Annotated in this window: 11 protein-coding genes; 5 read left to right on the top strand and 6 right to left on the bottom strand. The window is 39.8% G+C overall.

Annotation, left to right across the window (positions count from 1 at the left end; all coding sequences use genetic code 11):
- The first annotated feature begins 672 nt into the window (after positions 1 to 672).
- Positions 673 to 981 (top strand): hypothetical protein, encoded by a 309-nt coding sequence (locus MSVAZ_RS15710; protein ID WP_048122499.1) that lies wholly within the window; start codon positions 673 to 675, stop codon positions 979 to 981.
- Entirely contained in the window at positions 938 to 1750 is an 813-nt protein-coding gene (locus MSVAZ_RS15705) for a winged helix-turn-helix transcriptional regulator (protein WP_048122497.1), read from the top strand. Before MSVAZ_RS15710 ends, MSVAZ_RS15705 begins: the two co-directional genes overlap by 44 nt.
- A 168-nt stretch (positions 1751 to 1918) precedes the next feature.
- On the opposite strand, the gene MSVAZ_RS15700 is transcribed toward MSVAZ_RS15705, so the two are convergent.
- The gene (locus MSVAZ_RS15700) at positions 1919 to 4642 is read right to left on the bottom strand and encodes a calcium-translocating P-type ATPase, SERCA-type (RefSeq protein WP_048122495.1); all 2724 of its coding nucleotides are present in this window, start codon (positions 4640 to 4642) and stop codon (positions 1919 to 1921) included.
- Between the two features lie 569 nt (positions 4643 to 5211).
- Between MSVAZ_RS15700 and MSVAZ_RS15695 the strand changes: the two genes are divergently transcribed.
- Entirely contained in the window at positions 5212 to 6546 is a 1335-nt protein-coding gene (locus tag MSVAZ_RS15695) for an NAD(P)/FAD-dependent oxidoreductase (protein WP_048122493.1), read from the top strand.
- Positions 6547 to 7040: 494 nt separating this feature from the next.
- Positions 7041 to 7313 (top strand): DUF3303 domain-containing protein, encoded by a 273-nt coding sequence (locus MSVAZ_RS15690; RefSeq protein WP_011305536.1) that lies wholly within the window; start codon positions 7041 to 7043, stop codon positions 7311 to 7313.
- Positions 7314 to 7505: 192 nt separating this feature from the next.
- Here MSVAZ_RS15690 and MSVAZ_RS15685 read toward each other — a convergent pair whose 3' ends face one another.
- From MSVAZ_RS15685 to MSVAZ_RS15670, 5 genes are all read right to left on the bottom strand, one after another.
- The gene (locus MSVAZ_RS15685) at positions 7506 to 8936 is read right to left on the bottom strand and encodes an aldehyde dehydrogenase family protein (protein WP_232316132.1); all 1431 of its coding nucleotides are present in this window, start codon (positions 8934 to 8936) and stop codon (positions 7506 to 7508) included.
- Positions 8937 to 9065: 129 nt separating this feature from the next.
- Entirely contained in the window at positions 9066 to 9413 is a 348-nt protein-coding gene (locus tag MSVAZ_RS15680) for a MarR family winged helix-turn-helix transcriptional regulator (protein ID WP_232316131.1), read from the bottom strand.
- Positions 9358 to 9531, bottom strand: coding sequence for a hypothetical protein (locus MSVAZ_RS21395; protein WP_232316130.1), 174 nt, complete (start codon positions 9529 to 9531; stop codon positions 9358 to 9360). Before MSVAZ_RS21395 ends, MSVAZ_RS15680 begins: the two co-directional genes overlap by 56 nt.
- Positions 9532 to 9679: 148 nt before the next feature.
- Positions 9680 to 10882: an MFS transporter gene (locus MSVAZ_RS15675; RefSeq protein ID WP_048122489.1), complete on the bottom strand. Its 1203-nt coding sequence runs from the start codon at positions 10880 to 10882 to the stop codon at positions 9680 to 9682.
- A gap of 812 nt (positions 10883 to 11694) precedes the next feature.
- Positions 11695 to 12789 carry a hypothetical protein gene (locus tag MSVAZ_RS15670; RefSeq protein WP_048122487.1) on the bottom strand — a complete coding sequence of 365 codons (1095 nt, stop codon included), beginning with the start codon at positions 12787 to 12789 and terminating at the stop codon, positions 11695 to 11697.
- A 140-nt stretch (positions 12790 to 12929) separates the two neighbouring features.
- On the opposite strand from MSVAZ_RS15670, the gene MSVAZ_RS15665 reads away from it, so the two are divergent.
- Complete coding sequence (locus tag MSVAZ_RS15665) at positions 12930 to 13259, top strand: pyrimidine dimer DNA glycosylase/endonuclease V (RefSeq protein ID WP_048122486.1); 330 nt, start codon at positions 12930 to 12932, stop codon at positions 13257 to 13259.
- The last annotated feature ends 4 nt before the right edge of the window (positions 13260 to 13263 follow it).

The following is a 13263-nucleotide window of genomic DNA, read 5'->3' as shown; positions in this document are numbered from 1 at the left end:
AGGTTAACAATAAAACTGTTAAATAATTTGAATATATATAGTGATCCCTTCCAATATATAGAAAAAGAGGATGCGTTATGTTAGTATACTTAATAAATATATCGAAAAATTTCATTTATGAAAAAATATGACTCGTATACATTATAAATAAAACCATGTGTTACTATATAGATACCATAAATACGTCAAATGATATCGATTTTGGCTATACGGATCTTTCTCTAATAAGGGACTCATCGCAAAATTAAAAAATGGCATCATTTGGCATCAGTTTAAAAAAAAGACGGAAGTGTATTGTAAATGCCAAACATTTTTAATTACGGCTTTCGATGCAGATTCAAGGTGCCTGAATAGTATCAATCAGGTATAATCAACTTTATGGTTAAAAATTGTACATTAAATAGTAGACTAAATATAAAATACAATTTTTAAAAATCTTGTGATTTAATTTATTTAATACTTAATCAAAAGATTTATATACCGTTCTTTTCACCTTTTTTTTGGTGATACTTTGACAACTTCGAACTTAGTAGACTCACATGGGGAAGTTATTTTGACTTCTACCGGAAAAGAATACATTGTCGAACGCTTGAACGAAATGTCTCCTGGTTCTGAAATCTCACTTTCTCCTATTTTGGTAGAGGAAGAAGAAGATGAAGAAGAGGTGCCATAATGACATACATAAAGCAGGGACAGAGTAAAGTTCACAAAGCAACTGTACCTTCAGGAACAACTGCTTTTACCTTGATGTTGAATTGGGGAAATACACAAAGTAAACTGTCCCTTAGTCCCTATGACCCTGAAGGACACATTCTTAGGACCTACTATGATAAGGATGATCCAAAAGGAGTAGACGGTAAAATAAGCCTCAAGATATCCTCTCGATATGGTATGGAATCGGGAGTCTGGAGGTTCAAGGTAAAAGGTGTATCTGTCCATGGAAATGAGGATTACACATTTAAAGTCTATGCGCATCATTGAGCTTCAAAAAAAGCTCATCTTCTGTTTATTATTTTTTTCATTTGTTCTTTTAATATCAACATCTGAGGCTCATGAGTATATAGTACAACCCATTTCAAGCGACCAGGTAGGAGTCCCAATTAACGGAGAAGAAGTAACAGAGCTTGAGGTCACTGAAATATCCTACTGGCAGTTTCTGTTATGGCTTGGTATGATGTATATTTTAGCCACAGTTGACCTTTTCTACCCTAAGAAACTTTTTTTCTCAATAGTTGGATATCGAATTGTAAATCCTGGGAATGTACTTGAAAATTCCAGCCGTTTTAGAGTTTATAGATATATAAAAACCAAACCTGGAGCATATATTGGTGAAATTGTAGAACAGGTTGGTTTAGATAGAGAAATAGTAAAATATCACATTAAAACCCTTAAAGCTAATAAAAAGATTGAATCCTATAAAGACGGTGTGAAGACAAGGTATTTTGAAAACCTTCTTGTTTACAATGAGGATGAAAAAAAAGTTATTTCTGTTCTTCAAAACTTAACTAACCAAAAAATAATTATAGAGATAATAAATGGAAATTGTAACACTAATGTAGCTCTTGCACAAGAATTTGGAGTTTCCAGGCCAACAATTAGCTGGTATATGAAGAATCTCAAAGAAAATGACCTTATAATAGAGATAAAAGAAGGAAGAAGCATAATCTACAAAATAAATCCTATATATAAACCCCATATTGAAAAATATATCCGGCAGTTGCAGGACTCTTACATTAACACGTATACGTAAACACCTTAAAAAGAAAGACGCAGCCCTAACTGTGCAAAGTACTGGTTTTAGAAACCCAGTTTTAAAATAGAGACTTTTGATATCTTCCGGGATCATCAAAATATGGTATTTATTTCAATGACAGTTGGCAAACATCGCTAAAAAAACAAGAAAATAATAAAAAGTCTCTTAATTTTTTTTCTGAGAACTTTTCCCTGAGAAATATTTTACGAGTTCCATTGAGATCAGCGTGGTAGAGGCAAGAGACAGCACCACTCCCCATTCAAAGAGAGAAAGTGGAACGGTCCGAAAAGCAGTCTGGAAAAAAGGAACATAAATTACCACGAGTTGCAGAACTATTGTTGTCAGGACTGCATAAACCAGAGGTTTGTTTGTAAAAAGCCCCAGGGAAAAGATCGAGTATCGGTCAGACCGCCAGTTAAAGGCGTTAAACATCTCTGAGAAAACTACCAGCGTAAAGATCAGGGTCTGGAGTTTCTCAATAGAGAAATTTCTGTCAAGAGCCCAGTTTAAAACGAGAAGAGCCTGAAGCGCAATCAACCCTCCAATTCCCAGACTGGCTGAGATTTCCCGACGGGTGATGAGCCCTTCCTCAACGTTTCTTGGCTTCTGTTTCATAATACCATTGTCAGGAGGCTCAACTGATAGAGCCATAGGAGGAAGCCCGTCCGTAATCAGGTTAATCCAGAGGATCTGAACAGCAATAAGAGGCAGGATTTGCCATCCCAGGATAGAAATGAGAACTATGAGAACCTCACCGATATGGGCTGAGAGCCCGTAAGTGATGAAGTTTCTAATATTTTTGAATATATTTCGTCCTTCCTCAACCGCTGCAACAATCGACGCAAAATTATCATCCGTAAGGATCATGCTTGAGGCTTCTTTGCTGACATCCGTGCCAGTAATCCCCATAGCTATTCCCATATCTGCAGCTTTAAGGGCAGGAGCATCGTTTACCCCGTCCCCGGTCATTGCTACGACATAGCCCTTTTTCTTGAGGGCGTCTATTACTCTCAACTTATGGATAGGATATACCCTGGCATAAACCGAAACCCTCTCGACCTTGTCTTCGAACTCGGCATCCCCAAGATTATCAAGCTCCGAGCCTGTAAGAGTAAGATCGTTTTCCTTTAAAATCCCCAGTTCCTTTGCAATTGCAGACGCCGTAATCTTATGGTCTCCTGTTATCATTACGGTTTTAATGCCTGCATCTTCACATTTCTGGATTGCAACCTTTACTTCCTCTCTTGGGGGATCTCTCATGCCCATTAAACCTGAAAAGACCATATCTTCTTCTATTCTCTCTGAAGGGGGATCTTTTGAAGAAGATTTTTCGATATCGAGTTCCTCATCCAGAAGACGAAATGAAAGAGCCATGACCCTGAGGGCCTGATCAGCCATTTCCTTAATTTTTCCTTCAATCAACTGCTTCATTTCGGAAGATAAGGATTTGATTTCACCGTCAAGAAAAATCTTCGTACATGAGCCAAGAATCACTTCAGGAGCTCCCTTTGAGAAAGCAGTAAGTCCTTTTACAGGTAAGCTGCCAGAATCGGCTTCCAGTTTATTGAAGGTAGTCATTCTTTTTCTTTCAGAGGAAAAGGGTATTTCTCCAAGGCGAGGATATTTTTGATCAAGCTCAACTTTATGAAACCCTGACTTTGCAGCAACAACCACAAGAGCTGCCTCCGTAGGGTCTCCTTTGATCTCCCATTTATCACTTTTCTTAAAAAGACCAGCATCGTTACAGAGAACAGCTCCCAGCAAGAGAATCTGAAGATGGGGATCATCTGTAGAAACTTTTTCATCTCCCTTAAAGAACTCTCCTTCAGGAGAATATCCTGCTCCAGTAACTTTCAAAACCTGCTTATTGACACAAATTTTTTCAACTGTCATTTTGTTCTGTGTAAGCGTGCCTGTCTTATCCGAACAGATAACATTTGTGGCTCCAAGCGTTTCTATGGATGGCAGTTTTCTTACAAGGGCGTGCCTTTTGACCATACGCCTCACCCCGAGCCCAAGCCCTACTGTAACAACTGCAGGGAGAGCTTCAGGGATAGCAGCAACTGCAAGAGCAACACCCCATAAAAACATATCAAGGAGAGGAAATCCGTAAAAAACCCCAAGCATTGCAACAAAAGCTACAATTACAAGAGTCGCAGTACCAATCCATCTGCCGAACTTGTCAAGGCTTTCCTGTAAAGGCGTCCTGGACCTCTCTATTGTCCCCAGAAGCCCGGCAAGTTCCCCAAAAGCCGTATTCATTCCGGTTGCAGTAACAATCGCACTGCCTCTTCCGTAAGCAACTGCAGTTCCTGTGTAGACCATGTTTGTCCGGTCAGCTTCAGGAGTTTCGGAAGGAAGGGCTTCGATGCTTTTCTGAACCGGCACGGATTCTCCTGTAAGGGAGGACTCGTCAGTTTTAAGATTGAACCCTTTGATTATCCTGGCATCGGCTGGAATGCGGTCTCCGGTCTGAATAAGGATAAGATCTCCAGGAACGAGATTCTTTGAGGGAATTTTATTTTCAACCCCGTCCCTTATAACAGTCGCTTCCGGCGAGGTAAGGGACCTTAGAAGCTCAATTGCTTTTTCGGCTCGATATTCCTGCACAAAGCTGAGAATACCTGCAAGAAATACCGTAAAAATAATGACTATTGCATCAACGAACTCCCCGAGAAGAGCCGAAACAATAGAGGCCGTTATCAAAATAATGATCAAGATACTTTTGAACTGTGAGACAAAGAGGTTCAGGACCGAAACTTTTTCTTTTTCTTTAAGCTCATTTTCACCATACTCCTCAAGCCTTTTTTCGGCTTCCTCAGAACTCAAACCTGCTTCTGAGACTCCAAACTCTTCAAAAACGGAGTTTATTTCCTGGTCGTAATACACCCCTTTACCCCTCAAGCCTCCAGATTATCTGGAGAGATTCTCAACTATAGTCCTTAACGTAAGTATTTGCACTTACTTTCTAGCTATGGGAAACGTGGAAAACACGGAAGAATTGGACCCATATTTCCTTTTCTGTGGTTTCCGTGATTTTCGTGGTTAACCTTTTACTTCAGATTGGTGACGAAATTTTGGTCCTCGACTATAATATATCTGTTTATCTAATATAAGTTTCAAAGGATATATAGTGGTAAAGCCCATCGACAGGGTAAGGGGTTTTCAAAGTATGTATGTGGTAAAATCCATCGATGGGTTAAGGGGTTTTCAAAGAACTATTGTATAAGAACTTTTGTGGAAAAAGAGATATAAAACTTTAGCATTTTTTATATTAAGATCGGGGTTTGAAATCTGTTTGAAATCTGTTTGGGATCTGTTTGAAATCTGTTTGGGATCTGTTTGAAATCTGTTTGGGATCTGTTTGAAATCTGTTTGAAATCTGTTTGAAATCTGTTTGATTTCTTAAGGGGCATTAAGATTCTGTTTAAAAGTAACAGATAAGGGAAAAGTTGGGTATGAAAATCGTAATAGTAGGAAGTGGGCTCGCAGGACTGTCAGCCGGGTATAAGCTTTGCAAATCGAATGAGATTGTTATTTTTGAAAAAGATGCGGAAATCGGGGGGATGGCTGCAAGTTATTGTCAGGATTTTGCTGGAAAGAAGTACTTTATAGAGAAATATTATCACCACATATTCAGGAGTGATTCGGAACTTCTTGACATGATAAGAGAATTGGGGCTTGAAGGTCAAATGTTGTGGCTTAAGGGAAAAAACGCCTATTTTGTAGACGGTAAAAACTATCCCATGAATACCCCTGCTGAAATTTCAAGGTTTAAACCTCTTTCTTTTACTGATCTGGTAAAACTTGGGCTGCTGGTGCTCAGAATAAAGCTAATAAATGATACGACTTCCTACGACAGAATAAAGGCAAAAACCTGGATTCTTGACACTGCGGGACAATCCGTATACGAAAACTTTTTTGCTCCTCTCATGAAAAGCAAATTCGGTGAAAATGCTGAAAACGTTTCTGCAGCCTGGCTTATAGGGCGTGTGAAAATAAGGTCAGATAGGGGAAAAGAAGGAGAAAAACTGGGGTACCTGAGAGGAGGTTTTAATTCTCTTATAGAAGCTCTGGCAAAGGAAATCACTGCAAAGGGAGGCCGGATCTTACAGAATGAAGCAGTAAAGGAAATCATAATCAAAGACAATACAGTGCAGGGAGTGATGGCAAACGGGGATTTCATACCCTGCGATGCGGTGATTTCAACTGTTGAACCCCGAGTACTGGATATCCTTACGAAAGGCAAACTTGGGACACTTCACGCGACCCTGCAGGATATTTGGTATCAAGGAACTGCGTGTGCCCTCATAGGACTTGAGAAAGGGCTTATGAAAGATGGGAATTACTGGTTGAACATAAAGGCTGACGTGCCTTTTGGAGCCGTAATTGAGCACACCAATTTTATGCCTTTTGAGGACTATGGAGAACACCTCGTTTATGTAACCTCCTATTTCCAGGATGAAAACGATGCTCTCTGGCTGAAGACGGAAGACGAAGTTCTGGATTCTTACCTGAATGGCCTGGAAAATATGTTTCCTGATTTCTCAAGAAACGATATCCACTGGACGAAACTCTTCCGAAGAATGGATACTGCACCTGTATATGAACAGGGGTACCTTGAAAAGGTTCTGCCGTTTGCGCCAGGCCCATCCGGACTTTACCTGGCAGGAATGTTCTCATCAACCAATTATCCGGAAAGAAGCATGAACGGCTCTGTAAAAGCCGGGTTTGAAGCTGCAAAATTCTTCACGAAAAAAGAAGAAAAGTGCGAGGTTTGCTGGCTTGACTGAGAAACCTGCCCCCTGTGTTTTTATTTCCTATGTTTTTATTTCCTATGTTTTTCATTTCCTATGTTTTTCATTTCCTATGTTTTTCATTTCCTGTATTTTCATTAAAAGTTTTGTGCACCTGATGAAGTCCCCTGACTTAATATAGTCTTTTAGGACTAACTATTATATAGGCTAAGGGATGATAATATATTGTCTGTATCTGCGTGCAGAAAGAAGTTCTGCATGATTACCTGTCCTTTCGGATTTATCATTTATGGGGATTTAAGCAATGATGAATTAGGAAAAGACAGTAAAACTCTAAAAAATCTGGACTTCTGCCGTTAGTCGGCATTTGGGGGCTTGCTGGTCAAATCCGCATTTGTGGAGATGGCATAGGAGAATATACTTGTTTTCCCTTGAGCTTTGCTCTCAAAAGAGATCCCGGATGCTGTAAAAAGCTGCCCTGGCTTCCGGGAAGGGGTATTGGCAGCATAAAATAAGAGGAGTGGTAAAAGATGTTATTCATGGACGTTAGTACCTGGGACCCTTCGAACCGCGATAAGATCCTTGAGCATTTTAAGAAACTGGAGATTCCAGAAGGAATCGATATCATTAACCAGTGGGTTGACCTTTCCGGAAATCGCTATTACATCCTTTACGAAGCCGAAAGTGCCGAAGCTTATGGAGCTTTCAACTTGCCATGGTCGGATGTTTGCGTAATTGACAGCGTGCCGGTTATGGAAGCTTCCGAATTTATGCAACTTCTGCCCAAATATCAGAAAAAATAAATTTTATGATTCAATAAATTTTATAATTTATTGATACGGTTTTTCAGAAAAAGGTCCGATGAGCTACATGTTAACTGGCTCATCGAAAAATCTTTATTTTATCAGTCTTGAATGTCATGGCTTTCTTGAAGCCTTTTTTACTGAGTATATCAAGTTTTTAGCAGTACTACTTTAGATTTCAGCATTACTGTTTTAGATTTTTAGCATTATTGTTTTCAGATCAAGATATTCAGAAAGAGCATCAGGCCCGTTTTCTCTTCCAATCCCACTCTCCTTGGTACCCCCAAAAGGAACTTCAGGAGCAACCTTAAGGTGCTGATTAAGCCAGACAATTCCTGCATTCAACTGTTCGCATCCTGCACGAGCTTTATCTAGGTTTTTTGTCCATATAGAGGCGCCAAGCCCATAGCAGGTGTTATTGGATTCTTCAATTGCTTCATCAAGGTCTTTTACCTGGCCTACAGGCAGGACAGGGCCGAATACTTCTTCTTTCAGAAGCCTGGATTCCCTGGGAACATCTACAATAAGCGTAGGCTCGAAAAAATATCCCTTACTGCAGGTGCTAACTTCTGGAACTCTGCCTCCTGTAATTATCCTGCCCTCATCCTTTTCTTCGACGTCTGCGACAAGCTCTTTTATATATTCCCATTGCCTGCGGTTGTTAAGGGGTCCCATATCAACGTTTTCATGCAGCCCGTTTCCAACCCTTAAATTTCGGACGCCTGCTTCAAGCTTTTTTATGAATCTTTCTGCTACGGATTCAAAAACAAAAAGCCTCTTTACAGCAGTACAGGCCTGCCCACAATTGTAAAATCTTCCCCTTAAGGCTCCTGCGACTGCAGCTTCAAGGTCAGCATCATCACAGACCAGCATGGGATCACTTCCCCCTAGCTCAAGGGTTACTCTTTTCATCCCGCCGGCTGCAAGTTCGGCTATACGTTTCCCTGTTCTCGCTTCTCCGGTAAAGGAGATTTTTTTAACCTTCGGGCTCTTAACCAGGCTTTCTCCCACAACCTCACCAGGGCCTGTAACGATATTGAGCACACCTGGAGGAAGCCCTGCCTCGCTGAGGATAGAAGCCAGGGTAAGGTTAGTAAGAGGGGTATTGCTTGCAGGTTTCAGGACAAGTGTATTTCCTGAGATCAGAGCAGGGCCTATTTTCCATGCCATAATAAGTGCAGGCATATTCCAGGGAATTATGGCTGTACAGACTCCTAGAGGCTTCTTTACAGTAAAAGCGTATCCATTTTGATGAACTGGAACAAAATCTCCGTGAAAACTGCTTGCAAGCCCGCAATAATACTCAAGGACATGTGCAAAACCTTCTATCTCGTTTTTAGATTCGGCAAGAGGTTTACCCTGTTCCCGAGTAAGCAGGAAGGCAAGTTCATCCTGTCTCTGTCTTACAATTCCCGAAGCTGTGTAAAGAATCCTGGCTCTTTGCTGTGGAGACGTGGAAGCCCAGCCATTAAAAGCTGACGATGCCGACTCAACGGCTATTGCCGCATCATCTTCAGTGCCTTTTGGGACCCGGTCAATAAGTTCACCTGTTGCCGGGTTTATGATATCAAAAAATTCGCCGCTGCAGGCGTCCACAGCTTTTCCGCCAATCTGCATTTTCATATCTATCAGTATTCATAAAGACCTATTTTAAGATAACAAGAGGTACGGAGATTATTTGAAAATCAGATCATCCTTGCTATAACAGATAGTCGATGATAATAGAACAAATCCACTAACTTCTTATCGCGCTTATTCATCGATCAGCCTGTCAAAAATAAGGAGCTTGAATTCCGATTCATGAAATTTAAATGAAGCCTTACGAATCAACCGCCTGAGAAGTTCTCTTTCTTCAAGTGTGAAATCCGAAAGGAGCATATCGGCAAAAAAAACCAATTTTTCCAGAATCACCTTTCTTACTTCCTTTCCTTCTTCAGTTAGATAAACCCTGTAAGCCCGAAGGTCATTTTTATCTCTTTGTCTGTACACGTAACCTTCTTTTTCCAGGCTCTTGATCGATCTTGTACTTGTTGCTTTGCTAACTTTAAGCGTTTTTGCAAGAATTTCCTGCGATATGCCATCCTTGATGTATAAAACCATTAAAAAAATCAAATTGTCCGCTTCCGATCCTGTAAGCTTCGAATTCTTTTGCCATACAAGCTAGATGGCTCCGGTAGATGATGGCGATCGAACCGAGAATTTCTCTTGGATCTGCCATGATTTTATCCTCCATTTTATAACACCGGAAAGTTTGCTTTGGAATAAGTTAGTTAAGAATTAATAACGGATGAAACTAATTTGAGATTACAATCGTAGATTTTTAGGTTTCGTAGATTTTTAGGTTTATATTTTCTTTCAGGCACTATTTAGAAATGTCCAACACCTTTGCTGCGCATAGCTTTTTTCCCATGTAATAAATAATACAATAGCAGGCACACCACCGCAAAAACTGCCATGAGCATGTATATTCCTCTGTAACCAGTAAAAGGAATGATAAATCCAACCATCAAAGGCCCAATTCCCATTCCGATGTCTGAAAACGCAAAATAGGTTGAATTCGCCAATCCCATACGGTGTTGTGGAGTTATTTTAACAGAAATGGCCTGAGTACTGGACTGTATAGCTCCAAATCCAAGCCCTATCAAAGCTGCAGCTAACAAAATTGTATAACTGTGATGAGTTTGGCTAAACAATATCATTCCAGCCGTAAATATCAGAATTGCCGGGTACATGATTGCATTTTCACCTTTGGAGTCAAACAGTCGACCAATAATCGGCCTCGAAACTAAAATTACTGCGGCATATACTATGAAAAAGAAGCTGGCTGCATACACGAGATGAATTTCCTTGGAATACACTTCAAGGAAGGACACAACACTCGAATAACAGCTGAAAATAAACATACAAACAACTGAAATTGGAATTACACTGGGTTCAAAGAAGTTGTTAAATTTGAATCCCTTCATTTTCTCAAGCTGTTCTTTTGTTAATTCCATTTTATGTAAGGGTGATAAAAATGGCAGAATCACAAGACTGATTGCTGAGGCAACTGCACATGTAGCAAAAATCATGACGAAACTGCCGTGCTGGCTAATGAACATACCTAAAAAGGGGCCGATAGCGGTTGCGAGTATCTGACTTAATCCGAAATAGGCAATCCCTTCACCCTTCCTCTCCATAGGAATAATATTTGCAACTATTGTAGCCGTTGCTGTAGTAGTAATGCCAAATCCCATGCCATGAAGAAAGCGGACAGTAAACAGAAGAAAAATATTATTAATCCTAAAATATAATAGCGTCATAATTAAGCTTAAAATAACTCCCGCGTAAAGGGTCTTCTTATGACCGAGTTGTCCGATCCATTTTCCGACAAACAGACGTGCGATAAGTCCGCCAATTATGAATATGCTGGCAGAAAAGCCCGCTTCACCTGGTGATGAATTAAATTTACCCATCGCATATCCAGATATGACTATCATCAATAAGTAAAAACTTAAAGCAGCTATAAAATTTTCAACGAAAATGACTACAAAATCGTTAGTCCATAATCTTGATTTTTTTGAATTCATATATTATGTCTCGTTATGTCTCTTTTTCTTTTGGAGATCTCTTAAGATTAGTAAAACGTGCTACTTTTTGTGTATTTAAAAAAGCCATAATCGAATTCGGAAAGCTAGCATACAGGTTTACCGTATCTGTTTGGTGGCAGACTAGACCAGAGGCTGTTTCGGTCTAGCCTTTTTTCATATGTTGAACTATTCTCGGATAACTATTCTCGGATAACTATTCTCGGATAACTATTCTCGAACAACTATTCTCAGATATAGTCACGAGGCTAAATAATGCAACTGCTCAAATGAGATACGATGAAATTTTTGTTGCAACAATTACAGGAGTGACTATAACTGTTCTCAGAGAATTATTCTAGAAGTACTATGTTTGAATTAGTTACATTATGAAAATAATTTGATCTTTATACATTTTTAATGTATATATTAGTTACTAATGAAATCAAATTGGATGCGAATTTGTTGTATCCTGAAATGATTTCGCAGACTTACAACCATTTGGAAGTCTAATTCATAATACAATCGCAGGAGACGCAAAAGGTTAAATGTTGAATAAATTCCAATTTCATTTTGGTATTGTGAAATGATTGCGTAAAATGAAACAAATTCAAAGTTTAAGTAAAATAATGTGTCATCTGTATACGATATACAACTGTAATAAAAGATGTTTAAAAAGCGAAATAATTTTGGGATAAAACATTATTCGGTTGAAAATATATTACTGCTTTTATTCGTACACTTTGAAGAGGATATGATAAAATCGGTTTTGGGATGATCTCATTAAATAAATTATTTTTCGAGTTTAAACTTTATCATTTGCGCTTCCAGGGTAATATTGCAGCTTCAAATGCCAGAAGAGGCCCAATGAACAACCCTGCCCAGAACAGAAGCCCAGCTATTCCCAGACCAGAGAAGTAAAGCCGTTTTCTTGCGAACCCAGTGCCGTAGCTTTCATCTTTGAGGCTTAAGGCTATTGCAATAACTCCAAGTCCTATACTGGCAAAAATCAGAATGAAAGTAATAAAAACTTCTGAGGAAAATGAACTTTTACTCAGTGAGATCAACATCTGAAATATATATGACATTCCTGTGCCAAGAAAGAAGAAGCCTGCAAGTATTCCTGAAATGCGTGCAGGATTAAACCCGACTACAGACTCTCTTTTTAAGAAAATTGCTAGAAGCCCGGCTGCAAGAGTTAGCACAAGTGGAGTAGAGATCAAAAACAGTCCCTGCCCCTCCCAACGATAAATCTTTATCTGGCTCAGGGGTACAGATACCCATTCTCTCAAGGTAAAGGTTTCTCTGTATCCCAGAATTAGCCCATAATTTCCTTCTCCTGGGATTTCTCTTTCCTGCAAACCTTTTTCCTGTATTTCATCTTCTCCTTTTCTCGAACCTGCTTTCTGTATTGCACCTACTGCAACGTAATATGTTCCACTTTCCGGAGCTTTGATATCGAGCTTAACAAGTGAGTAAAAGGCACTTGGAGTAAATCCCTCATATACAGGGCTTTCAGGCAGGCTGTAGGAAAGCACTTTTGCACCGTATCTTTCGGGGACTTCTAATTTCTCGGATATTTTTTCTTCGTCCGTAAGTCCTGGTCCGATAAGAATCAGGCTCGGGGTAAAACCCTTATGTCCATCTTCAACGGGAATAGTGAGGCCGAGTACTATTCTCTCTCCTTTCTCCACATTAAAACTGTAATACCGAAGATCTCCTGAAGCAAGCTCTCCGTAAAGCACCCTTGATTTCGAAGGGTCTTCAATATGGATTGCTGCTTCGGGACTTTTCCCGTCCCCCCCGAAGACCGGCACGTGGGCAAACGCAGGAGCGGATAAAAAGGATATAATAACCAATATAATAACCAGCAGAAAAATTCCAGAATACCAGAGGATGCCCTGTCTCATGGACTATATTTTCTCAAATAGTATGTAAATATGTATAAGAATAAAGAATCAGACGCAGAACATGGGTTTTAATTTTTAGATTAAGTAAACTTTTCTCCATCTCCGAAAACCCTTTCTTATATGTGCCAGGAATTCATCTTATGAGAATCTGGGACATACCTCCTGAGAAAATGTGCAGGCAGCACCTTCTAGGGGAACACCGTGAGTTACATGCTCTATGGTCTATAATCACCAATAACAAGAAAGCTTATGCCCACCACCCCGAGACCCTTCGATGGAAAGGAAAGCTAAAAGCTCTTTATCTGCGGCACGAAGCGCTTGTCAGGGAAATGACTGAAAGGGGTTATAAACATCATACCCCTCTTGATCCTGCTCTTGCTACAGGAAAAGCTGTGCAGGATGAGTTTGTAGATTCCTATGACAAACAGGTTCAGATCCTGAAAGAAAGAGGGTGCGAGTGCAGGGTATGACTTT

Origin of the sequence: Methanosarcina vacuolata Z-761 (genome assembly GCF_000969905.1) — an archaeon.
Taxonomy (GTDB): domain Archaea; phylum Halobacteriota; class Methanosarcinia; order Methanosarcinales; family Methanosarcinaceae; genus Methanosarcina; species Methanosarcina vacuolata.
Note: the sequence above shows the minus strand (reverse complement) of the source record. Positions and strands in the feature narration are given on the sequence as shown.